The organism is Scopulibacillus darangshiensis (assembly GCF_004341035.1).
GTDB lineage: Bacteria > Bacillota > Bacilli > Bacillales > Sporolactobacillaceae > Scopulibacillus > Scopulibacillus darangshiensis.
Window position 1 is genome coordinate 271172 of sequence record NZ_SLXK01000001.1, and the last position, 23628, is coordinate 294799.

Here is a 23628-nt window from a genome sequence, read left to right on the forward strand (position 1 = left end):
CATGTATATGAAAATTGAAGAGGCGCAAAAAATTGTAAAAGGTATTTTACCTGCCAAAAGATTTGACCATACATTAGGTGTAGTAGAGGCGGCACAAGGGCTGGCAAAGCGATTTAATGGTGATATTGATAAGGCGGGCCTCGCCGCAATGCTCCATGATATTGCGAAATACTTTTCAAAAACAAAGATGGCTGAAACGATCAGGCGGCGCAATGATATTGCGGATGAGCTTCTTCAATATCATTTATCTTTATGGCATGCCTCGGTTGGGGCAGTGTATGCAGAGGAAGAGCTGAACATCACAGATCACGACATTCTCGAAGCGATGAAATGGCATACGACAGGAAAAAAAGATATGACACTGCTTGATAAGATTGTTTTTTTGGCGGATTACATTGAACCCGGCAGGAATTTTCCAGGTGTTGATGAGGTGCGGGCCACAGCTGAAAAAAGTCTTGATCTTGCCTGTGCAAAAGCGCTTGAGAACACTATCGTTTTTTTGGTTGCAAGACGACAGCAAATCCATCCAGATACGATCTACGCTTATAATGATTTAATAGAAAAAACAAGGAAGAAGGTTATATGATGCATGGCGAACAACTTCTAAATTATGTTGCTGAGATTGCCGATGATAAAAAGGCCCACGATCCGGTTATATTAAATATGCAGGGGATTTCAGTCATGGCCGATTATTTTATGATTTGTCACGGTAATTCTGAAAAGCAGGTACAGGCTATTGCTAGGGGTTTAAAGGAAGCGGCAGCTGAAAAAGACATTCCCGTCAGACGAATGGAAGGCTATGATCAGGCGAGATGGGTGCTTGTTGATATGGGTGATGTCATTATCCACATTTTCCATAGGGATGAGCGAGATTACTATAAGCTTGAAAAATTGTGGGGCGATGCGCCAATGATTACAGTAGAAAATAGGCTGTTGTAGGGGATTATAATGGCTTACGAACAATTTTCACGCCTTTATGATGATTTAATGGAGGATGCCCCGTATGATCAATGGGTTACATTTGTCAAAAGGGCATCAAAATTTGCTGATCGCCCGATTCATCACATTCTTGATATCGGATGCGGTACAGGTGAGATCAGTCTAAGGCTTGCACAGCTTGGCTACGCATTGACAGGCGTTGATATTTCTGATGATATGCTGGCGATTGCCCAGGAAAAAGCCCTGGAGGATAATAGGCTTTTTCCGTTATTTCAGCAGGATATGCGGGAATTATCACTTTCTGATACATTTGATATGGCTATTATTTTTTGTGATTCATTAAATTATTTGGAGAGTCTTAATGATGTGAAAGAAACCTTTATTAAGGTTTATGAGCATCTTAACGGAGGAGGCCTTCTATTATTTGATGTGCACTCATTACATAAGATCAACGAGCTATTCGTTAACCGGCAATTTTGTTTAAATGAGGACAAAGTGGCTTATATTTGGGAATCATTTCCTGGCCCTGAACCAAATAGTGTTTACCATGATTTAACTTTCTTTAGTGAACTGCCGTCAGGCCTTTACCAAAGGTTTGATGAAACGCATTTCCAAAAGACGTATTCGGTTAAGGAATATCTTAATGCACTTCAGGAAGCGGGGCTATGCTGCTTGAATCTTTCGGCTGATTTCACATCCCTTGCCCCGAATGAAGAATCGGAAAGAGTTTTTTTTATAGCAAAAAAGGATTTAGGCTCTTGAGGGAGAAATAATAAACAAAAGGGAAAAAGGGATGCCTAGGGACATCCCTCATCCTAAATCTTTTTATGATAGTCAAACTGTTTATCCACTGCCTCGTGATCCTCTGCAAACTTATTTTGGGTTTGACGGAACAGTTGTTCAAACATATCCCCTATTTCATTTTCTAACACATCAAGACCAACCCCAGTTACACCGCCTTTAACTGTCACCTTTTCCTGTAAGCTCTCCAATGAATAGATATCTTTCTCCAAGAGCTTTCCTAAGCCGACAACCATTTCGCTAGTTAGCAACGTTGCTTGTTCTTTAGATATGCCAGTTTCCTTAACTGCAGCATCAATAAAATGTTCGAACAAAAAGCACAAAAAGGCAGGACCGCAACTGGAAATATCGGATGCTACTCTCGTAACAGCTTCATCGATCAAGACGGGTTTTGACATGTAACTTACTAATTCTGTTAGAAGTTCTTTTTGGTAATCCCCGCAGCTTTCTCCAAATGTTATAAGCGTCGAGCCCGAAAGTGATCTGTTAGTGATGCTTGGTATAACCCTTGCCACATGACAATCCACAATGGATTCAACTTGATCAACTCTTACAGGGCTGGTAATTGAAACAAGAAGCTGATGAGGCTTGAGCACTCCTCTTAATTGTTCCAGCAGTGGCTGAATGTCCAATGGTTTGATGCAAACGAAGACGATATCAGCCAGCTTTGCAGCTTCGTTCGCAGTTTGAACCACTGTAAGGTCTGGATAATCTGATTTTAATTTATTAGCCTTCGTTAAAGTGCGATTGGTAATCACCAAATCGGCTGGAGGGAGAGCCGTGCTTTCTATTAGTGATTGAACCAAAATCGTTCCCATATTCCCGGTGCCGATAATACCGAGTTTCATAATTTTTGCCCCCTTCTTGACTGCTATTCCTATACCACTCTATGTTGAACACCTATCTTTTATGAATGCCTGTGAGGTGAGATTTATTTGTTCAGAAAAGAAAAATTACCTTATTTTATTGGTGCTGCAGTGCTTATTGTCATACTGATCGTCGTGTATCAAAAGCAAGAGACGCCCCGGCAGGATATTCTTAATGCGCCGGAACCCGTTGTTAAGACAAATGAAAAAGGCGACCAGGAAAATAAGGATAACAAAAGTAATGAGTCACAAAAACAAAACACTCAAAAACAGCCCGTTCAATTAGTTATAGATGTTAAAGGTGCAGTAAAAAAGCCTGGTGTCTACAAGATGATGGGCGGAGAAAGAGTGGTTGATGCCATTAGGAAAGCTGGTGGATTTAATTCACAAGCAGATGAAAAGCAGATTAATCTTGCTCAGAAATTAAATGATGAAATGGTTGTTTATGTTCCTGCAAAGGGTGAAGAAAAGCCTGCAGTCCCAGGACAAACAGCAAACTCAAATGAAAATGGCATTGCAGGTGAACAGAAAATTAATTTAAATACAGCGACAAAGGAGGACTTGGAAAAATTGCCCGGTGTAGGACCGGCTAAGGCCGAAGCGATCTTAAGCTATCGTGAGGAACATGGCACATTTCGTTCGGTTCAGGATCTGCTGAATGTTACGGGGATAGGGGATAAATCTCTTGAAAAAATTAAAGAAAAAGCTGTTGTCAATTAATGATATTGACGGCAAATAAAAATGGTGAAAGAATATGGGTATGTCATTTTTTATCGATGAGAGGTGTCACTATGAATAGATTATCATGGGATCAATATTTTATGGCACAAAGCCATTTGCTTGCAAACCGGAGCACGTGCACGAGGTTAGCGGTAGGTGCTGCAATCGTTCGGGACAAGCGTATCATTGCTGGAGGATACAACGGGTCTATATCGGGAGGGGTCCATTGCATCGATGAAGGCTGTTATGTGATCGACGGTCATTGTGTCCGGACTATCCATGCCGAAATGAATGCGGTGATCCAATGCGCAAAATTTGGCGTGCCAACTCAAGGGGCAGAGCTTTATGTGACGCATTTTCCTTGTCTGCAATGCTGCAAAGCCATCATCCAAAGCGGCATTAAGGTGATTTATTATGCCAATGATTATAAAAACCATCCTTATGCCATACAGCTTTTTAGAGATGCTGACGTTGAAGTGAAGCGTGTGCCATTTGAGAATTTTTTTGACAAAGAAGTAGAGCATAATGAGGATAACTTGGTTATTATCGCTAATGTTTTGAAAAAGCTTGAAGACGCCGGTATTGAACAACAGGAGATAACCGATATTTATCAGCAGGCACAAAGGCTTTTTTCAAATGGGGTTTAAATGGCGAAGCTTTTGGGCAGATGCCATTTCTTAGCCCTCGCAGCCGTCCTTTCCGAATGGGTTTTATTAGGTGAAAGATTCTTAATACCGCTTGGCTGCTTAATCATACTTGGCTGTTATTTGTTTTATAAACATGTGTTGCTTGGCTTTGCGTTCCTCGCGGTCACTTTCTTAACCTCTGTTAGTATCTTATTGTTTCTGCCTTCCGAATCCTCGTTAAATCCGAGTCAAACGCTTTTTACGGGTAAAATAAACGAAATACCCAAAATTGACGGTAATCGTTTATCTTTCCCATACAAACTAAGGGAAGGTGAAACGGTGTTATTGACTTATCGTCTAAAAAGCAATAAAGAAAAGCTGAGTCTCTCAAAGCGCCTTAAGGTCGGGCAGCATTGTGTAACCCCCGGCCAGCTAAGCGCTCCCGACCCTTCTTCTAACTTCCATGCCTTCGATTATAAAGCCTACTTGCTTCATCAACGCATATTCTGGATTCTCGAAGCAAACAAAATTAACTCATGCAGGAATACCGCCTTAACATTATATGATCACTTAAAGCAATACAGACAAAACATGGTGTATGAAGTGAGCCAACGTTATCATCCTCCGGTTAGTGAAATGATCAATGCCCTTGTTTTTGGTGAGCGAATGGGCATGGATCAGGATGTCATTAATGCCTATCAGTCACTCGGCATTATCCACCTTTTGGCTGTATCGGGCTTACATGTTGGATTAATTATCGGAGCCTTTTATCTCATAGCGTTAAGACTGGGGTTTATTAGAGAGCACATCATGATAGGCCTTATGGTGATCATCCCGATATATATCGTGTTAACTGGCGGTGCACCTTCAGTTATTCGTGCTGGGTTGACGGCGGAGGCTGTTATAATAGGGTCTCTTTTTAAGATTAAAATGAATTCGCTTGATATCATTAGTTTTGTATGCGGCGTTATGGTTATCTTTAATCCTCACTTTCTCTACCAGCTCGGCTTTCAATTATCCTTTTTGGTCACTTTTTCCATCCTTTTGTCAGCACCTTCTGTTGCTAAGAAATATGTCTCTTCGTTGACCAGGCTAGTAGTCATAACTATCATTGCCCAGTTGGCTTCCTTCCCGATTGTGATCTATCATTTTTACGAACTTTCTCTTTTAAGTTTTCTTGTAAATCTTATTTTTATCCCACTTATAACATATATTGTTCTGCCATTAGCATTTGTCACTTTTTTAACGGGGCACATAACAGCATCATTGTCCCACGGACCGGCTGTCATGCTGAATATCATCCTAGAAAATGCGCATCGCTTGCTTATCGCTCTTCAAAAAGTCCCTTTTACTACACTCACCTTTGGTTCACCGCCGTTTGGTCTACTCATGATGATTTGCCTTGGCGCATATCTATCTCTTTGCCTGTGGGAAAAAGCCAAAGGAAAGCGTGCGGTTATGTTCTTGGTATCTTTTTTTATAGTTACTTATTTTACCTGTACGGTTGTAAATATGTTACATTCCACAGGCAAAGTCACCTTTTTGGATGTGGGTCAGGGAGACAGTATTCTCATTGAGCTGCCATTCCATCGAGGGAACATCCTTATAGACACAGGGGGCATATTGCCCTTTAAGAAGCCGGAATGGGAAAGAAAGGCGCATCCTTTTGAGGTCGGCCGCGATGTCGTTCTGCATGAATTAAAAGCAAAGGGGATTAGCCAAATTGATATGCTGATCCTAACCCATCGTGATTATGATCATATTGGCGGGTTCAAATCTCTTGCTGGAAAAATTAAGATTAGGCAAATCGTGATCAGCGACTATTTTCAGGTAGAAAAGAAGGAAGAACAGCTGTTTCAAAGGGCAGCTAAAAAAGGAACAAAGATAAAAAGGGTGAGGGCGGGAGACATTCTGAAGTTCGGCGATTATCAATTTTCAGTCATCTCTCCAATGGACGGAATGGAGGATTCTAACAATGATTCCCTTGTTGTTCTGACCGACCTTGGGGGGGTATCATGGTTATTTACAGGTGATTTGGAAAAAGAAGGGGAGATGAATATCTTGACACATTATCGGCATTTACCGGTAGATATTCTAAAAGTTGGCCACCATGGCAGTAAAACATCAACGACTGAAGACTGGCTGGATGAGCTTAGGCCAAAGGTGGCCATTGTTTCAGTAGGGAAGAGGAATCGCTATGGTCATCCCAGTCCCGAGGTGTTAGACCGTCTGGAAAATCGCCAAATGAAGATTATCCGAACCGATAAGAATGGGGCGGTTCAATTTTCATTCAATAAAAAAGGCCTTATTGATGTGAAAACAGTTAAAAGCGCTAATTAAAGGACCGCGTCCAGTGCGGTCCTTTTTAGGGTCACGACATAATCTGTTGGATCACGATGCCAATGATGAATATAATCGCGAAAAATCCAAATGAATAGTTAAAGCCTTTTAATGCATCAACAAAATCATTGCCCTTGCTTTGGACATCTTTTTCGAAATCGTTCATGGCGCACCCCTCCTATATCACATCTAGTATAAGTTAAAATACAGGAAAAATCCATCTTTCCAGAATTTTTTATCTATTGCTAAGTGTTGTCACCCATACTTTGAATGAGCATAGGATACCATAACAAATACAACCAGAGCATCGTCAGCAAAGTTATTGTCCTAGGCTTTTTCTTTGCGGCGTTTATATAAACAGAAGGGTCAGTCAACGTGCGCTGATCCTTCTTTTTTTCTTGCCCGGGCACTTTATTTGGGTTAAAGTAAATATTGAAAAGAGAGGGATCAGTATGGCGCTTACCCAAAAGGATTTGACTGTAAAAAAACCATTGGCACCAGTTTATTTATTATTTGGAAAACAAAGCTATCTTATACAATTTATGAAAGAGTCAATTGTGAATGAAGCCTTAAATAAGGATGAAAAGGATTTTAACCTATCCGTCTATGACATGACAGAATCACCTGTTGAAGCAGCTGTAGAGGATGCTGAAACACTGCCTTTTATTGGGGAAAAGCGGGTTGTTATTATTGAAAACCCGCACTTTTTATCAGCTTCAAAAGTAAAGTCAAAGGTAGATCACGATCTGAAACGTCTGGAACAATACATCAATGAACCGTCGCCAGACAGCATTTTTATTATCCTCGCAATGTACGACAAGCTTGATCAGCGAAAAAAAATAGTTAAACTGGCAAGAAAGCAAGGGATAACTTTTGAATTATCCCAGTTAACAAACGATTTATTGTTCAATATCCTTGAAACAGCAGCCAAGAAGTATAATGCTCTTTATACAAGGGATGGGCATGATCAGCTGCTGGCTATGGTTGGACCTAACCTCATGCAGCTTGTCAGTGAAGTGGAGAAATTCGCACTTTATTGCGGTGACGAACGCCCTATAGATAAAAGCGTTGTTATCGAATTAGGTGCGCGTTCTTTGGAAAATAATATTTTTAACCTCGTCGATATGGTCATGAAAAAACAACCGGTGGATGCCTATAAGCTCCTGGCTGATTTAATTAAACAAAAAGAAGAACCGATCAAACTCTTAGCCATTATCACAAGGCAGCTTCGTATCGTTTATCAAGTCGGACTGTACCAACAGGAAGGCTATACCCAAAAAAATATGGCAGCCAAATTGGGGATCCACCCATACGCCGTTAAATTAGCCGCTGGGCAAACAAAACTTTATCATCTCGAAACTTTAAAAAGGGCTTTGGCCATTTGTGCTGAAACGGATTATAAAATGAAAACCGGTGCAGTTGAAAAAAAGCTTGCCCTTGAAATGCTGATACACAAGTTGGCTAAATAACAACACAATAGCGGAGAAATAAAAAAGAGGTTGTCCATGATACAATGGATACCTCTTTTTTGTTTAAACATTTACGCTATCAGAGCGTTAAGTTTTTTGCTGAGATGTGATTTTTCACGTGCGGCTTTATTTTTATGAATCAAGCCTCTGCTAGCTGCTTTGTCAATTTTTTTGGTAGCGGCTAAAAATGCTTCCTTTGCACCTTCTGCGTCGTTTTCAGCTACTTTGGCATTGAAATTTTTAATAGATGTGCGCATCGCTGATTTGAACATCACGTTGTGCTGACGATTTGAATCATTCTTTTTAACGCGTTTGATTGCAGATTTAATATTAGGCATACTTTCACCTCCTTGAGGCAGTTCATTGACAAAGTGTATTGTACCAAAGCAAACGGTCTTTTGCAATATGAATGAAAAAACTTAAAAAAGGTCAGAATGTTAAATAAGGAATTGTAATGGAAGGGGGCCTCTCTGTGGGCGAGAATTTGGATATCAACGCTTTTAAAATTAGAACTGACCTTGCTATAGAAGCCCGGGAAATGGTTGTTGAGGAACAAAAGCAACAAAAGCAATCCCCCATTCCCGGTATTGATATGAAAGAGGAAAATGTGGACGGCATCAAATTAACAAAAATGATGATTAATGATAAAGCGGCGGAAAAGCTAGGGAAGAAAGCCGGAAAATATTTAACGTTTGAGGCTCAAGGCATACGCAACCAGGATACTAAATTACAAGAGACCGTTGAGCGGGTTTTCGCTGAAACCTTTGCCGCTTTTTTAAAAGAAATTAATATCTCTAAGGACGCCAGCTGTCTTATTGTTGGATTGGGGAACTGGAATGTCACTCCCGATGCATTGGGACCCAATGCTGTGGAAAATGTTCTGATTACCAAACATCTATTTGATCTGCAGCCGCAGAATGTACAAGAAGGGTTTCGGCCGGTAAGTGCCATAGCTCCAGGTGTCATGGGACTGACAGGTATTGAGACGAGCGATATTATCTTCGGTGTCATAGAAAAAACCAAGCCCGATTTTGTCATAGCCATTGATTCGCTTGCTTCCCGATCCATCGAGCGGGTCAATACGACGATTCAAATTGCCGATACAGGGATTCATCCTGGGTCAGGTGTAGGGAATAACCGTAAGGAATTAAGCATGGATACCTTGGGGATTCCGGTCATTGCGATCGGGATTCCGACTGTCGTGGATGCAGTAACAATAACAAGCGATGCGCTTGATATGGTGCTTAAGCATTTCGGCAGAGAGATGAAAGAGCAGAATAAGCCATCAAAGGCTTTAACCCCAGCGTGGATGACATTTGGTGAAAAGAAAAAGTACTCTGACGAAGATATGCCAAGTAAAGAGAATCGCGCGTCATTCTTAGGCATGGTCGGTACATTATCCGATGAAGAAAAGCATCAGCTGATTAAAGAAGTTTTAGGACCAACTGGCAATAACATGATGGTGACACCGAAAGAAGTTGATATTTTTGTTGAGGATATGGCAAATGTTATTGCGGGAGGGCTGAATACAGCTTTACATGGTGAAGTCGGGCAAAAAAATATGGGGCATTATACACATTAACTGTCATACATTTTGCTTTTGATCATATTTATGAATAAAACTGATTGGGATAACTGGACAAGTCATTAAAAATTTTTTAAAAGGACTGATTGACCTTGAAAAAGTTTCTTTTTAAAACAATGTTTTTGCTGGTGTTACTATCATTATGCGTGATCTACGGGATGATAACGGCAAAGGATGGCACCACGACATTCCAGGGACAATCAGAACAAAAGGAACAGATCCAATCTTCCGGTTCGAACACATCAGTAAAAACGGTAAATGCTTCTGCCGCGCAATATGAAGGACCAACGCTGTCAGAGCGGGCGGAACGGCTTGAGAACAGCAGGTCGGTCCAGCCGGTCACAAGCATTGGACAAGCCATGACCGGAGTAATGACTAATGTCATCAAAACCGGCGTAACGATCACCTCCACTGTTGTGGACAACATTGTTCAGGCGATTTTATAAAGGGGTCTGACCCGAGAGGGGTCAGACCCTTTCCCTTTATGCTATAATCGATCTAGTATGTTTTTTTTTGATAAGTAGGAGTGATTATAATGTCAGACAACAAAAAGAGTCGGCAATCTAGGATTCGTAATTTTTCAATTATAGCTCACATAGACCACGGAAAGTCTACATTGGCTGACAGGATTTTGGAAGCGACGAGTGCGCTTACTCATAGAGAAATGAAAGCACAAATGCTTGATGCCATGGACCTTGAACGTGAGCGCGGCATCACAATTAAATTAAATGCGGTCCAATTAGTTTATAAAGCAAATGATGGCGAAGAATATATTTTTCATCTGATTGATACACCCGGGCATGTCGATTTCACATATGAAGTCTCCCGAAGTTTGGCTGCCTGTGAGGGGGCGTTGCTTATTGTAGATGCTGCTCAAGGCATCGAGGCGCAGACGCTTGCCAATGTTTACCTTGCTTTGGAAAATGATCTTGAAATCATTCCGGTTATAAATAAAATTGATCTTCCGAGTGCTGAACCCGAACGCGTCAAGCAGGAGGTTGAGGATGTTATCGGACTAGATGCCTCCGATGCTGTCCTGGCTTCTGCTAAAGCAGGGATCGGCATTGAAGAGATCTTAGAACAAATTGTGGAAAAAATCCCGGCCCCATCGGGTGACCCTGATGCCCCATTAAAAGCACTGATTTTTGATTCGGTCTATGACTCCTATCGCGGGGTTATTACGTATATACGTGTTGTTGAAGGGTCGGTAAAAGTGGGTGATAAAATCCGAATGATGGCGACTGATAAAACCTTTGAAGTTGTTGAACTCGGCGTATTCACTCCAAAACCAATTGCCAAAGATGAACTCACTGTTGGCGATGTTGGTTTCCTGACCGCCTCGATTAAGAATGTCAGCGATACACGTGTGGGTGACACGATCACCAGCGCTGTTAATTCCGCAAACGACCCGCTGCCAGGTTATCGTCGGATGAACCCGATGGTCTATTGCGGTCTGTATCCAATTGATTCAGCACAATACAATGACCTGCGAGAAGCTCTTGAGAGACTTGAGCTTAACGATTCTGCCCTTCAGTATGAACCTGAGACTTCGGATGCTTTGGGATTTGGCTTCCGCTGCGGCTTCCTGGGTTTATTGCATATGGAAATTATTCAAGAGCGAATCGAGAGGGAATTTAATATTGATTTAATCACGACGGCGCCAAGTGTTATATATGACGTGACACGTATCGGCGGAGTAAAGGAACGTGTTGACAATCCTTCGAAAATGCCTGAAAAGAAGGATATTGAAACCATTGAAGAACCGTTCGTTAAGGCAACGATTATGACACCAAATGATTATGTCGGACAAGTCATGGAGCTTTGTCAGGGCAAACGCGGTGAATTTATCGATATGGTCTATCTCAGCGAAAACCGTGTTAATGTGATTTATCACTTGCCACTGTCGGAAATTGTGTATGATTTCTTTGATCAATTAAAATCCAACACGAAAGGTTATGCCTCTCTCGATTATGAGTTCTTAGGCTACAAGCCATCACATCTTGTGAAAATGGATATTCTGCTTAATAGTGAGAAAGTTGATGCCTTATCCGTGATCGTCCATAAGGATTTTGCCTATGAAAGAGGTAAGGCTATCGTAGAGAAACTGAAAGAACTGATACCAAGACAACAATTTGAGGTACCAGTGCAAGCGACCTTGGGTCAAAAAGTTATCGCGCGATCCACGATTAAGGCTTTAAGGAAGAACGTTCTTGCCAAATGTTACGGCGGGGATATTTCCCGGAAAAGAAAACTGCTTGAAAAGCAAAAAGAAGGTAAAAAACGTATGAAAACAGTCGGCAAAGTGGATGTGCCCCAAGAAGCGTTCATGGCTGTTCTTCGTATGGATCAAGATAAATAAAGGCTGTGATGCAACATGATTAAAGGGGCATACGTCCACATACCATTTTGTGAGCATATCTGTTATTATTGCGATTTTAATAAGGTGTTTATCCAAAAGCAGCCGGTCGATGACTATCTTAACGCTCTTGAAAAGGAAATCACTAATCAACCCAGAAGTTGCGAGATTGAGACGATTTTTATCGGAGGGGGAACACCGACCGCCCTTAATACCGAGCAATTTGAAAAGCTTATGGTGATGATAAAAGACCATTTGTATCATAATGGCATAACGGAATATACGGTGGAAGCGAACCCTGAGAATCTCGATAACGCCAAATTGAGGCTGATGAAGAATTATGGTGTCACTCGTCTAAGCCTAGGTGTGCAAACCTTTCAGAATGATTTGTTGACGGAGATTGGCCGGCCGCATACTAATAGGGATGTCATTCATGTTATGCAGGAAGCGCGACATTATGGCTTTGACAATATTTCCATTGATCTCATGTTTGGGCTGCCAAACCAAACCGAGGATATGCTAAGGGCTTCTATAAATGAAGCCCTTCGGCTTGACCCTGAGCATATTTCGATTTATTCTCTTCAAATCGAACCCAAAACGATTTTTTATAACCGCATGAAAAAAGGCAAGCTTGTTTTGCCGGGTCAAGACATCGAAGCGCAGATGTATGAATTGATTATTAACGAACTTGCGGCAAATGGACTGATCCATTATGAAATCAGCAATTTTGCTAAAAAAGGACATGAAAGCAGACATAACCTTCATTATTGGAACAACGATGAATACTTTGGTTTTGGCGCAGGTGCCCATGGTTATATTAATGACAAGCGGGTTGTCAATGCCGGTCCTATCAAAAGTTACATTCGCGAGGTTAATAAAAAAGGGCACGCCAGAACGGCGACACATGAGGTAACTCGGACAGAGAAAATTGAAGAAGAGATGTTTTTAGGTTTAAGAAAATTATCCGGCGTCAGTAAACGGGCTTTTTACACTAAATATCATCAAACTATTGATGATATCTACAGCAGGGAATTAGCGGATTTAAAAGAGCGGGGCCTTTTGACTGAAGATGAAAAAAGGGTTGCTTTAACGAAGCAGGGCGTTTTCTTGGGAAATACCGTCTTTGAATCATTTATTAAATAACGAAATGATTGACAAATATCACGATCATTGATAAATTTTATTTTAGAATTAGCACTCACTGGTCTCGAGTGCTAACAGAGGTGATGAGGGATGTTAACAGAACGGCAGTTATTTTTGTTGCAAGTTCTTGTCGATGATTATATTCGCTCTGCTGAACCCGTTGGCTCCCGTGCCATTTCAAAACGTGATGATGTCCATTACAGTTCCGCCACGATTCGTAACGAACTAGCTGATTTAGAAGATATGGGCTTTTTGGAAAAGACCCATTCATCATCAGGCAGAATCCCATCAGAAAAAGGATACCGTTTTTATGTTGATCATTTGTTGTCACCTGTTATGATATCTGCTCCTGAAATGAATAAAATCAAAACGGCATTTACTGAGAAATACTTGGGTTTAGAAAAACTGATCCAAGTGACAGCGGAAATGCTATCTAATTTTACGAGTTACACAACAATTGTCATGGGTCCCGAGCTTTTGGATACGAAGCTCAAACATATCCAGATCATTCATTTAAATGATGACCGGGCCGTAATGATTGTAGTGACGGATACGGGGCATGTCGAAAATCGGATGATATCACTGCCTCCAGGGATTAATGAGCAGGATATTGAAAAACTCGTCAACATCCTTAATGAAAAGCTTAAAATGGTGCCGCTATATCAGCTTAATCAAAAGATTGAGCAGGAAGTCAAAAATGTTTTGAGAAAAAACATCAGCAGCTATAATCAAGTTATGACCATTTTGGAGAAAACATTAAATGTTGACTCGCCTGATAAAATTTTTTATGGAGGCAAAAACAACATTTTATCCCAGCCTGAATTCCAGGATATAGATAAAGTGTTGCCGCTCTTAAACATATTTGAAAAAAAGGAAATCATTCACGATCTGCTTCGGACCCCATCTGCCGGTCTGCATATCAAAATTGGCAAAGAAAATGATCTTGTTGCGATCAAGGATTGCAGTGTCATTACCACGACATATTCAGTCAGCGGTGAACATTGTGGTACCGTTGCAGTGATCGGTCCGACAAGGATGGCCTATCCCCGGGTGGTGACATTGATGGATATTTTTTCAAATAGTTTATCGGCAATATTAAACGAAAGAGATTAGGGGAAACATTTTTAGGAGGTGAGTATATGACAGATCGTTCTAAGCAAGATTATGCAGACCAGGAAACTGTTACAAAAGAGCAAACTGAACAGGTTACGATCGATGAACAGGACATAGAAATTTTAAACGAAGAAAAAGCGGAAACGATCGAAGCGGAAAAAAGTGATGAAGAAATACAAAAGCTTCGGGAAGAGCAGGAAACGCTGCAAAACCGCCTTCTAAGAGTGCAAGCAGATTATGAAAACTTCAAACGCCGTTCGAATGAGGAAAAGATAAAAAATAGGAAATACGGTGCACAAAATTTAGTGGAAGATCTTCTGCCAGTCGTCGATAATTTTCAGCGGGGACTCGATATCCAGACGGAATCGGATGAAACCAATGGATTAAAGGCAGGATTAGACATGGTTTTTCGTCAATTAAAGGATGCTTTGCAAAAAGAAGGTGTCAAAGAAATTGATGCTCTTGGAAAACCATTTGATCCTAATAGCCATCAAGCGGTTATGAAAGTGGAAAGTGATGAGTTTGAATCAAATACAGTGGTTGAAGTCCTTCAATCCGGTTACACTCTTAATGACCGAGTCATTAGGCCAGCCATGGTCAAAGTAAGTTCTTAAAAAGCTTTTTTAGGCGGCTTTCCGCCTTATTTTACATAGGAGGGTTATTGAAATGAGCAAAATTATTGGTATTGACTTAGGCACAACAAATTCTTGTGTTGCTGTTATGGAAGGCGGCGAAGCAACAGTTATCCCAAATCCTGAAGGGAACAGAACAACACCTTCAGTCGTTTCTTTCAAAAATGGAGAGCGTCAAGTCGGTGAAGTGGCAAAGCGTCAAGCTGTAACAAACCCAAACACTATCATGTCAATCAAAAGACATATGGGGACAGATTATAAGGTGGAAGTTGAAGGCAAAGAATACACTCCACAAGAAGTTTCCGCTATTATCCTTCAAAAGTTAAAATCTGATGCTGAGTCCTATCTTGGGGAAACGGTTGAACAGGCGGTTATTACCGTTCCGGCATACTTCAACGATGCTGAGCGTCAAGCAACCAAAGATGCTGGTAAAGTAGCCGGTCTTGATGTCCTTCGCATTATCAATGAACCGACAGCAGCCTCACTGGCTTATGGTCTTGAAAAAGGCGAAGACCAAACGATCCTTGTCTATGACCTAGGTGGCGGTACGTTCGATGTCTCTATTCTTGAATTAGGTGATGGGATTTTTGAAGTAAGGTCAACGGCTGGAGATAACCGCCTTGGCGGTGATGACTTCGACCAGGTGATTATTGATTATTTAACTCAAGAATTTAAGAAGGAAAATGGCATTGACCTTTCTAACGATAAAATGGCATTGCAAAGGCTTAAGGATGCAGCGGAAAAAGCGAAAAAGGATTTGTCCGGCGTGACCCAAACCCAAATCTCTCTACCGTTTATCACCGCTGATGCTTCAGGACCAAAACATCTTGAACTAACATTGAGCCGCGCGAAATTTGAGGAGCTTTCTTCAGACTTAGTGGAAAGAACGATGGGCCCAACCCGTCAGGCTTTATCCGATGCCGGTATGTCATCAAGTGAAATTGATAAGGTTATTCTTGTCGGTGGATCAACACGTATTCCAGCGGTACAGGATGCGATCAAGAAGCTGACCGGCAAAGACCCTCATAAAGGCGTTAACCCTGATGAAGTTGTTGCACTTGGTGCAGCCATTCAGGCCGGTGTTCTTGCAGGTGATGTAAAAGACGTTGTTCTTTTGGATGTCACACCACTTTCACTTGGAATTGAGACGATGGGCGCAGTCTTTACAAAACTGATTGAAAGAAACACAACAATTCCAACAAGCAAATCACAAATTTTCTCAACAGCCGCCGATAACCAAACATCTGTTGATATCCATGTCTTACAAGGTGAACGTGAAATGGCTGCTGACAACAAGACACTGGGTCGTTTCCAGCTGACTGATATTCCGCCGGCACCGAGAGGAATCCCTCAAATCGAAGTGACATTTGAAATTGATGCCAATGGGATCGTTAATGTAAAAGCTAAGGATAAAGGCACAAACAAAGAACAATCCATTACAATTAAATCTTCATCAGGATTAAGTGAGGACGAAATTGAAAAAATGGTGAAAGACGCGGAAGAAAACGCTGAAGCGGACAAAAAACGGCGCGAAGAAGTAGACCTAAGAAATGAAGCGGACCAGCTGGTCTTCACTACAGATAAAACGTTAAATGACCTCGGCGATAAAGTGGATGAAGCCGAAAAGGCTAAAGCAACAGAAGCCAAAGAGAGCTTGCAAAAAGCTCTTGAAGGGTCGGATATCGAAGCGATCCGTTCAGAAAAAGATGCGCTTCAAGAGGTTGTCCAGCAGCTGTCAGTAAAACTTTATGAGCAAGCCGCACAAGAAGCGCAAGCTCAGGGTGAACAAGCCGAGAATAAAGGGCAAGACGATGTTGTTGACGCTGAATACGAAGAAGTTAAGGACGACGAAAAGAAATAATCAAATGTTGAAAAGAGTCAAAGTCAGACATTTGTCTTGGCTTTGGCTTTTTCTTTGCAAACAAAGGTGTTATTATTTTATCTATGTGAAGACTTTTCGGGAGTGATTTCATGAGTAAAAAAGATTTTTATGATGTACTCGGCGTTAACCGTGATGCGTCAAAGGAAGAGATTAAGAAAGCATATAGAAAACTAGCTCGGAAATATCATCCTGATGTTAACAAGGATGCCGATGCGCCAGATAAATTTAAAGAAGCCAAAGATGCTTATGAAACACTAAGCGATCCGCAGAAGAAAGCCCATTATGATCAATTCGGCCATACCGATCCTAACCAAGGATTCGGCGGCGGGCAAGGTTTTGGCGGCGGGGACTTCGGTGGCTTTGGCGATATATTTGATATGTTTTTTGGAGGCGGCGGGTCAAGAAGAAGGGATCCTAATGCTCCTCGGCAAGGAGCGGACCTGCAATATACCATGAGCCTTAGCTTTGAAGAAGCTGCGTTTGGCAAGGAAACCGATATTGATATTCCGAAAGAGGAAACATGCGGAACATGTCATGGCAGCGGCGCAAAACCTGGCTCCAAGCCCGAAACATGTCCACATTGCCATGGTTCCGGTCAGCTGAATGAAGAGCAGAATACACCTTTTGGCCGTGTTGTCAATCGTCGTGTGTGCCGTTATTGCGAAGGAAAAGGAACCACTGTTAAGGACCCATGCAGCACGTGTGGCGGATCCGGAACAATAAAGACAAATAAGAAGATTCATGTAAAAATCCCTGCTGGTGTAGATGACGGGCAGCAAATTCGTATTTCCGGTCAAGGTGAACCTGGTGCAAACGGTGGTCCGGCAGGAGATCTTTATGTCGTATTCAATGTACGGACGCACAAGTTCTTTGAAAGAATGGGCGATGATGTCTATTGTGAGATCCCGCTTAATTTTGCACAGGTTGCTTTAGGGGATGAGATTGAAGTCATGACCCTTTATGGAAAAGTGAAGCTGAAGATTCCGGCTGGAACACAAACTGGAACGAAATTCAGATTGAAGGGCAAAGGCATTAAAAATGTTCGAGGGTACGGACAAGGCGACCAGCACGTCACTGTCAGGGTTGTCACACCTAAGCGACTATCAGAACAGGAAAAACAATTGTTCAAAGACCTTGCTGAAATCAGCGGTGATGCGGTCAATGGTGAACAGAATGACAATTTTTTTTCAAAAGTTAAGCGAGCTTTTAAAGCGGATTAAAAGAAATGGAGTTGGACTTGATGAAATGGTCGGAATTATGCATTCATACGACTCAAGAGGCCGTTGATCCGATAACGAATGTTTTGCACGAATCAGGTTCAAGCGGTGTGGTCATTGAAGACCCTGAAGACCTGCAAAAGGATTGGCCGACTGACTTAGGTGAAGTGTATGAACTTGACCCCGCCGATTACCCTGTTGAAGGCGTTTATATAAAGGCTTATCTGCCTGTGAACAGCTTTTTGGGAGAAACGGTTGAAGAGATCAAACAAGGCATTAATAATCTCCTTCTTCATGACATTGATCTTGGCCATAATACGATAACGATCAGTGAAGTAAATGAGGAAGAATGGGCGACCGCCTGGAAAAAGTACTACAAACCAGTCAAATTAACCGACCATATTACGATTACTCCAACGTGGGAGGAATACCAGCCTGCAAGTGATAAAGAATTGGTTATTGAGCTTGACCCAGGGATGGCTTTTGGGACAGGAACACATCCAACCACTGTGCTTTGCATTAAGGCGCTTGAGGCGGTAATGCCGGAGAAGGCTGAGATCCTTGATGTCGGGACCGGAACAGGGGTCCTAAGCATCGCTTCCGCAAAGCTTGGGGCTCGGTCCGTTATGGCTGTTGATCTTGATGATGTGGCTGTCCAATCCGCAAGATTGAATGTGAAATTGAATAAGGTCCATGACCGTGTTACTGTAAAACAAAATAATCTTGTGGATAACTTTAACGAGTCCTATGATATCATTGTCGCCAATTTACTTGCTGATATCGTTATTCGTTTATCCGATGATGCGGTAAATTTGTTAAAATCAGGAGGCTTTTTTATAACCTCGGGTATCATTTATAATAAAAAGGATGATGTTCGAACAAAACTGGAACAAAGCGGTCTTTCGATTGTAAAAACTTTAGAAGAAGACGATTGGATCGCTTTTGTTGCACAAAGGAATTGAGCCATGCAACGATATTTTGTCGCTCCGGAACATATCCTGTCACACAATGTGGTCATTACCGGGGACGATGTCAGACATATACACAAGGTCATGCGGATGGGGCCAGGTGATGAACTAATTTGTGCCAACGGTATGGAACAGGCCTTTTTGTGCCGTATCACAGAAATAACCGCCGAAAAGGTTGAGGCAGCAATCATCCATGAGTGCCCGCAAACACAAGAGCTTCCCGTTCGCATCACTATCGTTCAAGGGATGCCAAAGGGTGATAAATTGGAATACATTGTCCAAAAAGGGACAGAGTGTGGAGCCAAAGCCTTTTATCCCTATGAAGCTGAACGGTCTATCGTGAAGTGGCAGCCAGGCAAAATAGGTAAGAAGCTCGACCGCTTGAGGAAAATTGCCAAGGAAGCTGCTGAGCAATCCCACCGTGCTATGATTCCTATGGTCAACGAACCGGTTTCAATAAAGACATTAATAAAAATGAGTGCTGAATATCAGCATAAAATTGTTGCTTATGAGGAGACTGCAAAGGCGGGTAAACAGGGCGGCTTACCTGAAGTCTTTCATAGCATGGATTCCGGCGAGGAATGTCTCGTTGTCATCGGACCTGAGGGAGGGCTTTCTCCAAATGAGATGGATGAATTCAAGCGGGCCGATTTTATTCCGTGCGGACTGGGAAACCGGATTTTGCGAACTGAAACGGCTTCGCTATTCGTTTTATCTGCCGCTTCCTACCACTTTGAATTAATTAATGAGGTGAAATAATTATGCCATCTGTTGCTTTCCATACTTTAGGCTGTAAAGTGAACCACTATGAGACTGAAGCCATTTGGCAGCTTTTCGAAAAGAATGGCTACAAGAGGAAAGAATTTGAGACAAATGCTGATGTTTATGTTATTAATACATGCACTGTAACGAATACTGGCGATAAAAAAAGCCGTCAGGTGATTCGCCGGGCAATTCGTACGAATCCTAATGCTGTCATATGTGTAACCGGGTGTTATGCCCAAACATCACCGGCTGAGATAATGGCGATACCGGGCGTGGACATTGTTGTCGGAACCCAAGACCGGGAAAAAATGCTCGGTTATATCGAGCAATATAAAAAAGAACGTGAGCCGATCAATGGTGTCAATAACATCATGAAAGCCAGGGTCTATGAAGAGCTTGAAGTACCTTCATTCACGGACAGGACAAGGGCATCCCTTAAAATTCAGGAAGGCTGCAATAATTTTTGCACCTTTTGCATTATTCCATGGGCGAGAGGGCTTCTCAGATCAAGAGAACCTCAATCTGTTCTTGAACAGGCGCAGAAGCTCGTTGACGCAGGTTATAAAGAAATTGTCTTAACAGGCATCCATACGGCCGGCTATGGTGAAGACATGAAGGATTATAACTTCGCCCAGCTGCTTCGCGACCTTGAAGCAAAGGTTAAAGGGCTAAAACGGCTAAGAATTTCATCGATTGAAGCAAGTCAGGTTACTGACGAAGTTATTGATGTCATCGACCAATCTAAAGTGATTGCCAGACACCTCCACGTTCCTGTACAGTCGGGTTCAAACAGTGTCCTTAAGCGGATGAGGAGAAAGTATACAACAGAATTCTTTGCTGAGAAAATCGAGAAGCTTAGAAAAGCCTTGCCCGACTTTGCCTTGACATCAGATGTCATTGTTGGATTCCCCGGTGAAACGGAAGAAGAGTTTAATGAAACGTTTGAGTTTATTAGGGGTTTAAGGTTTTCAGAACTGCACGTTTTCCCTTATTCACAAAGAACGGGAACGCCAGCTGCGAGAATGGTTAATCAGGTTCCAGATGATATCAAGCATGACAGGGTCAAACGATTGATATCACTTTCTAATCAACTGGCAAAAGAGTACGCTTCAAAATACGAAAATGCAGTGCTGGAAGTCATTCCGGAAGAGCCTTTTAAGAAAGATGCTTCAACAGGCAACTATGTTGGCTACACCGATAACTACCTTAAAGTTAAAGTCCCTGTAGGACCAGAAATGGAAGGCAAGCTGGTGAAAGTAAAAATTACTAAAGCCGGTTACCCATATAATGAAGGCCAATTTGTGCGGGTCATGGATGCCAACGAGCCCCAGACTGCAATAATGTAGGCGGCGGTCCATGACATACCAAACAAAAATCACAGTCCGTTTTGGAGAAACCGATGCACTTGGACACGTCAATAATGTAAGTTATTATATTTATTTTGAACAAGCGCGAGTTGACTTTATGAAAGAGTTAGGTTTTCATATCGGCAAAAAACCCGGTGATTTAAGCTTTGTTGTTGTGTCAACATCTTGTGATTATATTAAACAAGCCTTTTTTGACCAAAATCTCAATGTCGAAACATATGTATCAAAAATAGGGAACAAAAGCTTTGTTTTAAATCATGATATATTCGATGAACAGTCAGGGGACGTCATAGCCAAGGGGAAATCCGTCACCGTCGTCTTTGAACCAAAAAACAATCGCGCTCTGCCAATTCCAGAGCAATTAAAAGGAAAATTAACCGAACAAATTGAGGATCCGGAAAAAATAGAAAAAAAAGCAGCTAGGGGAGCTTTTGGCCAATAATTCTTTCGTTTGATTTCTTAATTAAGGGTCATTCTGTAAGTTGACCATTTGCGGCTATTCGTATATAATTGCAAAAGACATATTTTTTATGTCTCTCTTAAGCTGTAGCGTTTTGGAGGGAGGGAAACACAAGATGGTTGAAACTAAAGTACGCAAAAATGAATCAATTGAAGACGCACTACGACGCTTCAAACGTTCAGTGTCAAAGTCTGGCACTTTAGCTGAAGTTAAGAAGCGCAAGCATTATGAAAAGCCAAGTGTTCGCCGTAAGAAAAAATCTGAGGCAGCACGAAAGAAACGCAAGTTTTAAGGAAGAGGTGTTCTGATGAGCTTAATTGATCGTCTGAATCAAGATATGAAGCAAGCGATGAAGGACAAAGACAAAGTAAAGCTGTCAGTCATCCGGATGATTAAGGCATCGCTGCAAAATGAATCGATCAAGCTCGGTAAGGAACTATCAGAAGACGAAGGACTAACCGTCTTATCCCGCGAACTCAAACAGAGGAAAGACTCCCTCCAGGAGTTTGAGAATGCAGGACGCCAGGATTTAGTTGATGGTGTCAAGAAGGAAATTACTGTGGTCGATTTATATATGCCTGAACAACTATCGGAAGAAGAGCTTCAGGCAATAATAGATGAAACGATTACTAAAGTAGGGGCATCATCTAAGGCTGATATGGGCAAAGTGATGAATGCCGTTATTCCAAAAATCAAGGGTCGAGCAGATGGCGGCCAAGTCAGCCGCATCGTACAAAATAAACTATCGTAGTATGAATCAAGCCTTGTTTAATCTTTAACGGGGCTTGATTTTTTATTGTTTAAGACGAAACCTTTTGCAAGATGTTCCGTAATATTAGGTACAGGTAAGTTAAAGTAATAGAGGGGGTTATGTGTTGGATCAGGGAACATTAACTATTTTACTTATCGCAGCTGCTGTTATTGTTGTATTAGCAATTTTCTTTACTTTTGTGCCAATCATGCTTTGGATTTCTGCATTATCTTCAGGGGTAAAAATCGGAATCTTTACACTGGTAGGAATGAGATTGCGCCGGGTTATCCCGCGCCGCGTCATTAATCCACTTATTAAAGCAGTAAAAGCCGGGCTTAGCATCAATACCAATCAGCTGGAAAGTCACTATCTGGCTGGGGGTAACGTTGACAGGGTTGTTAATGCTTTGATCGCTGCCCACCGTGCCAATATTGAATTGACCTTTGAAAGATGTGCGGCGATTGATTTAGCCGGCCGTAATGTTCTAGAGGCTGTTCAAATGAGCGTGAATCCTAAGGTGATTGAATCGCCTTTCATAGCCGGTGTCGCAATGGACGGCATTGAGGTGAAGGCTAAGGCAAGAATCACAGTGAGAGCTAACATCGACAGGCTCGTAGGCGGTGCCGGAGAAGATACGATTATCGCCAGGGTCGGCGAAGGTGTCGTCAGTACGATCGGTTCATCTGACAGCCATAAGAAAGTGCTTGAGAATCCTGATATGATTTCTCAAACAGTTTTAACCAAAGGTCTTGACGCCGGAACTGCATTTGAAATTTTATCCATTGATATTGCCGATGTAGATATTGGCAAAAATATTGGCGCGCATCTGCAAACAGAACAGGCTGAGGCGGATAAGAACATTGCTCAGGCAAAAGCCGAAGAAAGACGCGCCATGGCGGTCGCACAGGAGCAAGAAATGACCGCCCGTGTCGAAGAAATGCGTGCGAAGGTAGTTGAAGCGGAAGCCGAGGTACCCCAGGCTATGGCGGCTGCGCTTAAAGAGGGCAATATGGGTGTTATGGATTATATGAATTATAATAATATCAAAGCTGATACCGAAATGCGTCATTCAGTCGGAGATATGAATGAAGGACAAAATAAAAAGGACAAATAAAGCGGGTGACACATGGGCATTGTAGTGATCATTATCATAATCGCAATTGTTTCGATCATCCAATTTGCAAAACAAACGGAAAAAAGGCAAAGTGACAAGCGAGAAAAGCCAAAAATAAAGCATGTTATATCTCAGGTACCGGCTAAGGATGATAACAAAACAATCGATCGGTCAATGATTGAACGAAGCGGTGACGGAAAAGCCCCGCTCTTTAAAACAAGTCAACAGGCGGAAGAAACAGCATCTTTTTTAGGTGCAAAGAAGCAAGTCCATCAAGCGGGTCATGAGGTCTTTTCCAAACAAAAAATTGCGGAGGCTTTCATTCTAGCTGAATGTCTGTCCAAACCGAGGGCGAAGAATCCGCATTATGCAGTTGATAAAAACCGAAGAAAAGCATAATAAAGAAAAAAGCAAGCACTTTGGCCAAGGTGCTTGCTTTTTTCGTTTTCTTTATCTTTAAGTGATAGGGGAACAGGTTGGTACATAAAAATGAATATAGAGGCGGGTGAATGAT

26 protein-coding genes are annotated in these 23628 nt (G+C 41.9%); 23 read left to right on the forward strand and 3 right to left on the reverse strand.

Translation table 11 applies throughout. From position 1 onward, the window contains the following. Positions 1-7 precede the first annotated feature (7 nt). Genes yqeK through EV207_RS01430 form a run of 3 tightly spaced genes read left to right on the forward strand, consistent with a single transcriptional unit; the run spans position 8 to position 1701 of the window. A complete protein-coding gene (gene yqeK / locus EV207_RS01420) occupies positions 8-586 on the forward strand; it encodes a bis(5'-nucleosyl)-tetraphosphatase (symmetrical) YqeK (RefSeq protein WP_132742862.1) in 579 nt (192 codons plus the stop codon). Beyond that, positions 586-939, forward strand: coding sequence for a ribosome silencing factor (gene rsfS / locus EV207_RS01425; protein WP_132742998.1), 354 nt, complete (start codon positions 586-588; stop codon positions 937-939). The genes yqeK and rsfS overlap by 1 nt, the downstream gene beginning before the upstream one ends. 9 nt (positions 940-948) lie before the next feature. Then, positions 949-1701, forward strand: coding sequence for a class I SAM-dependent DNA methyltransferase (locus EV207_RS01430; RefSeq protein WP_132742864.1), 753 nt, complete (start codon positions 949-951; stop codon positions 1699-1701). 53 nt (positions 1702-1754) lie between these two features. On the opposite strand, the gene comER is transcribed toward EV207_RS01430, so the two are convergent. Beyond that, complete coding sequence (gene comER / locus EV207_RS01435) at positions 1755-2588, reverse strand: late competence protein ComER (RefSeq protein ID WP_132742866.1); 834 nt, start codon at positions 2586-2588, stop codon at positions 1755-1757. Between the two features lie 87 nt (positions 2589-2675). On the opposite strand from comER, the gene EV207_RS01440 reads away from it, so the two are divergent. The 3 genes from EV207_RS01440 to EV207_RS01450 all read left to right on the forward strand — a co-directional run bounded on the left by EV207_RS01440 (position 2676) and on the right by EV207_RS01450 (position 6292). Continuing rightward, complete coding sequence (locus EV207_RS01440) at positions 2676-3326, forward strand: helix-hairpin-helix domain-containing protein (RefSeq protein ID WP_132742868.1); 651 nt, start codon at positions 2676-2678, stop codon at positions 3324-3326. Positions 3327-3397: 71 nt separating this feature from the next. Continuing rightward, positions 3398-3973, forward strand: a complete 576-nt coding sequence (locus EV207_RS01445; protein ID WP_132742870.1) for a ComE operon protein 2 — start codon at positions 3398-3400, stop codon at positions 3971-3973. Further along, the gene (locus EV207_RS01450; protein ID WP_132742872.1) at positions 3974-6292 is read left to right on the forward strand and encodes a DNA internalization-related competence protein ComEC/Rec2; all 2319 of its coding nucleotides are present in this window, start codon (positions 3974-3976) and stop codon (positions 6290-6292) included. A gap of 31 nt (positions 6293-6323) precedes the next feature. On the opposite strand, the gene EV207_RS01455 is transcribed toward EV207_RS01450, so the two are convergent. After that, positions 6324-6458: a YqzM family protein gene (locus EV207_RS01455; RefSeq protein ID WP_132742874.1), complete on the reverse strand. Its 135-nt coding sequence runs from the start codon at positions 6456-6458 to the stop codon at positions 6324-6326. 286 nt (positions 6459-6744) lie between these two features. On the opposite strand from EV207_RS01455, the gene holA reads away from it, so the two are divergent. Then, positions 6745-7761: a DNA polymerase III subunit delta gene (gene holA / locus EV207_RS01460; protein WP_132742876.1), complete on the forward strand. Its 1017-nt coding sequence runs from the start codon at positions 6745-6747 to the stop codon at positions 7759-7761. Positions 7762-7832: 71 nt separating this feature from the next. On the opposite strand, the gene rpsT is transcribed toward holA, so the two are convergent. After that, positions 7833-8099, reverse strand: a complete 267-nt coding sequence (gene rpsT, locus EV207_RS01465; protein ID WP_132742878.1) for a 30S ribosomal protein S20 — start codon at positions 8097-8099, stop codon at positions 7833-7835. A 134-nt stretch (positions 8100-8233) separates the two neighbouring features. Here rpsT and gpr point away from each other — a divergent pair, with 134 nt between their 5' ends. The 16 genes from gpr (at position 8234) to EV207_RS01545 (ending at position 23513) form a co-directional block, all read left to right on the forward strand. Further along, positions 8234-9343: a GPR endopeptidase gene (gene gpr / locus EV207_RS01470; protein ID WP_132742880.1), complete on the forward strand. Its 1110-nt coding sequence runs from the start codon at positions 8234-8236 to the stop codon at positions 9341-9343. Between the two features lie 95 nt (positions 9344-9438). Beyond that, complete coding sequence (locus EV207_RS01475) at positions 9439-9792, forward strand: DUF3679 domain-containing protein (protein WP_132742881.1); 354 nt, start codon at positions 9439-9441, stop codon at positions 9790-9792. 89 nt (positions 9793-9881) lie between these two features. Then, a complete protein-coding gene (gene lepA / locus EV207_RS01480; RefSeq protein ID WP_132742883.1) occupies positions 9882-11705 on the forward strand; it encodes a translation elongation factor 4 in 1824 nt (607 codons plus the stop codon). Between the two features lie 18 nt (positions 11706-11723). Further along, positions 11724-12845, forward strand: a complete 1122-nt coding sequence (gene hemW / locus EV207_RS01485) for a radical SAM family heme chaperone HemW (RefSeq protein ID WP_132743000.1) — start codon at positions 11724-11726, stop codon at positions 12843-12845. Positions 12846-12935: 90 nt separating this feature from the next. Continuing rightward, on the forward strand, positions 12936-13958 hold the full coding sequence (hrcA, locus tag EV207_RS01490) for a heat-inducible transcriptional repressor HrcA (protein WP_132742885.1): 1023 nt from the start codon (positions 12936-12938) through the stop codon (positions 13956-13958). 26 nt (positions 13959-13984) lie between these two features. Then, positions 13985-14572, forward strand: a complete 588-nt coding sequence (grpE, locus tag EV207_RS01495; protein WP_132742887.1) for a nucleotide exchange factor GrpE — start codon at positions 13985-13987, stop codon at positions 14570-14572. A 52-nt stretch (positions 14573-14624) separates the two neighbouring features. Next, positions 14625-16451, forward strand: coding sequence for a molecular chaperone DnaK (gene dnaK, locus EV207_RS01500; RefSeq protein WP_132742889.1), 1827 nt, complete (start codon positions 14625-14627; stop codon positions 16449-16451). A gap of 110 nt (positions 16452-16561) precedes the next feature. Continuing rightward, positions 16562-17692 carry a molecular chaperone DnaJ gene (dnaJ, locus tag EV207_RS01505; protein ID WP_132742891.1) on the forward strand — a complete coding sequence of 377 codons (1131 nt, stop codon included), beginning with the start codon at positions 16562-16564 and terminating at the stop codon, positions 17690-17692. A gap of 20 nt (positions 17693-17712) precedes the next feature. After that, positions 17713-18651 (forward strand): 50S ribosomal protein L11 methyltransferase, encoded by a 939-nt coding sequence (prmA, locus tag EV207_RS01510; RefSeq protein WP_132742893.1) that lies wholly within the window; start codon positions 17713-17715, stop codon positions 18649-18651. A 3-nt stretch (positions 18652-18654) separates the two neighbouring features. Further along, entirely contained in the window at positions 18655-19416 is a 762-nt protein-coding gene (locus EV207_RS01515) for a 16S rRNA (uracil(1498)-N(3))-methyltransferase (RefSeq protein ID WP_132742895.1), read from the forward strand. A gap of 2 nt (positions 19417-19418) precedes the next feature. After that, complete coding sequence (gene mtaB, locus EV207_RS01520; RefSeq protein ID WP_132742897.1) at positions 19419-20768, forward strand: tRNA (N(6)-L-threonylcarbamoyladenosine(37)-C(2))-methylthiotransferase MtaB; 1350 nt, start codon at positions 19419-19421, stop codon at positions 20766-20768. A gap of 10 nt (positions 20769-20778) precedes the next feature. Beyond that, positions 20779-21231: an acyl-CoA thioesterase gene (locus tag EV207_RS01525; protein WP_132742899.1), complete on the forward strand. Its 453-nt coding sequence runs from the start codon at positions 20779-20781 to the stop codon at positions 21229-21231. 133 nt (positions 21232-21364) lie between these two features. Then, positions 21365-21541 (forward strand): 30S ribosomal protein S21, encoded by a 177-nt coding sequence (rpsU, locus tag EV207_RS01530; RefSeq protein ID WP_132742901.1) that lies wholly within the window; start codon positions 21365-21367, stop codon positions 21539-21541. Between the two features lie 15 nt (positions 21542-21556). Further along, positions 21557-22000 (forward strand): GatB/YqeY domain-containing protein, encoded by a 444-nt coding sequence (locus tag EV207_RS01535; RefSeq protein ID WP_132742903.1) that lies wholly within the window; start codon positions 21557-21559, stop codon positions 21998-22000. A gap of 124 nt (positions 22001-22124) precedes the next feature. Then, positions 22125-23114: a flotillin-like protein FloA gene (floA, locus tag EV207_RS01540; protein WP_132742905.1), complete on the forward strand. Its 990-nt coding sequence runs from the start codon at positions 22125-22127 to the stop codon at positions 23112-23114. Between the two features lie 12 nt (positions 23115-23126). Beyond that, positions 23127-23513, forward strand: coding sequence for a hypothetical protein (locus EV207_RS01545; protein ID WP_132742907.1), 387 nt, complete (start codon positions 23127-23129; stop codon positions 23511-23513). Positions 23514-23628: the final 115 nt, after the last annotated feature.

What these genes read in the sequence shown, in the direction of transcription:
- EV207_RS01515 (WP_132742895.1), top strand. Translation starts at nt 18,655, where the DNA reads ATGCAACGATATTTTGTCGCTCCGGAACATATCCTGTCACACAATGTG.
- lepA (WP_132742883.1), top strand. Translation starts at nt 9,882, where the DNA reads ATGTCAGACAACAAAAAGAGTCGGCAATCTAGGATTCGTAATTTTTCA.
- EV207_RS01525 (WP_132742899.1), top strand. Translation starts at nt 20,779, where the DNA reads ATGACATACCAAACAAAAATCACAGTCCGTTTTGGAGAAACCGATGCA.
- hrcA (WP_132742885.1), top strand. Translation starts at nt 12,936, where the DNA reads ATGTTAACAGAACGGCAGTTATTTTTGTTGCAAGTTCTTGTCGATGAT.
- EV207_RS01455 (WP_132742874.1), bottom strand. Translation starts at nt 6,458, where the DNA reads ATGAACGATTTCGAAAAAGATGTCCAAAGCAAGGGCAATGATTTTGTT.
- grpE (WP_132742887.1), top strand. Translation starts at nt 13,985, where the DNA reads ATGACAGATCGTTCTAAGCAAGATTATGCAGACCAGGAAACTGTTACA.
- rsfS (WP_132742998.1), top strand. Translation starts at nt 586, where the DNA reads ATGCATGGCGAACAACTTCTAAATTATGTTGCTGAGATTGCCGATGAT.
- prmA (WP_132742893.1), top strand. Translation starts at nt 17,713, where the DNA reads ATGAAATGGTCGGAATTATGCATTCATACGACTCAAGAGGCCGTTGAT.
- EV207_RS01545 (WP_132742907.1), top strand. Translation starts at nt 23,127, where the DNA reads ATGGGCATTGTAGTGATCATTATCATAATCGCAATTGTTTCGATCATC.
- holA (WP_132742876.1), top strand. Translation starts at nt 6,745, where the DNA reads ATGGCGCTTACCCAAAAGGATTTGACTGTAAAAAAACCATTGGCACCA.
- dnaK (WP_132742889.1), top strand. Translation starts at nt 14,625, where the DNA reads ATGAGCAAAATTATTGGTATTGACTTAGGCACAACAAATTCTTGTGTT.
- comER (WP_132742866.1), bottom strand. Translation starts at nt 2,588, where the DNA reads ATGAAACTCGGTATTATCGGCACCGGGAATATGGGAACGATTTTGGTT.
- EV207_RS01445 (WP_132742870.1), top strand. Translation starts at nt 3,398, where the DNA reads ATGAATAGATTATCATGGGATCAATATTTTATGGCACAAAGCCATTTG.
- EV207_RS01430 (WP_132742864.1), top strand. Translation starts at nt 949, where the DNA reads ATGGCTTACGAACAATTTTCACGCCTTTATGATGATTTAATGGAGGAT.
- yqeK (WP_132742862.1), top strand. Translation starts at nt 8, where the DNA reads ATGAAAATTGAAGAGGCGCAAAAAATTGTAAAAGGTATTTTACCTGCC.
- EV207_RS01535 (WP_132742903.1), top strand. Translation starts at nt 21,557, where the DNA reads ATGAGCTTAATTGATCGTCTGAATCAAGATATGAAGCAAGCGATGAAG.
- rpsU (WP_132742901.1), top strand. Translation starts at nt 21,365, where the DNA reads ATGGTTGAAACTAAAGTACGCAAAAATGAATCAATTGAAGACGCACTA.
- mtaB (WP_132742897.1), top strand. Translation starts at nt 19,419, where the DNA reads ATGCCATCTGTTGCTTTCCATACTTTAGGCTGTAAAGTGAACCACTAT.
- dnaJ (WP_132742891.1), top strand. Translation starts at nt 16,562, where the DNA reads ATGAGTAAAAAAGATTTTTATGATGTACTCGGCGTTAACCGTGATGCG.
- rpsT (WP_132742878.1), bottom strand. Translation starts at nt 8,099, where the DNA reads ATGCCTAATATTAAATCTGCAATCAAACGCGTTAAAAAGAATGATTCA.
- EV207_RS01450 (WP_132742872.1), top strand. Translation starts at nt 3,974, where the DNA reads ATGGCGAAGCTTTTGGGCAGATGCCATTTCTTAGCCCTCGCAGCCGTC.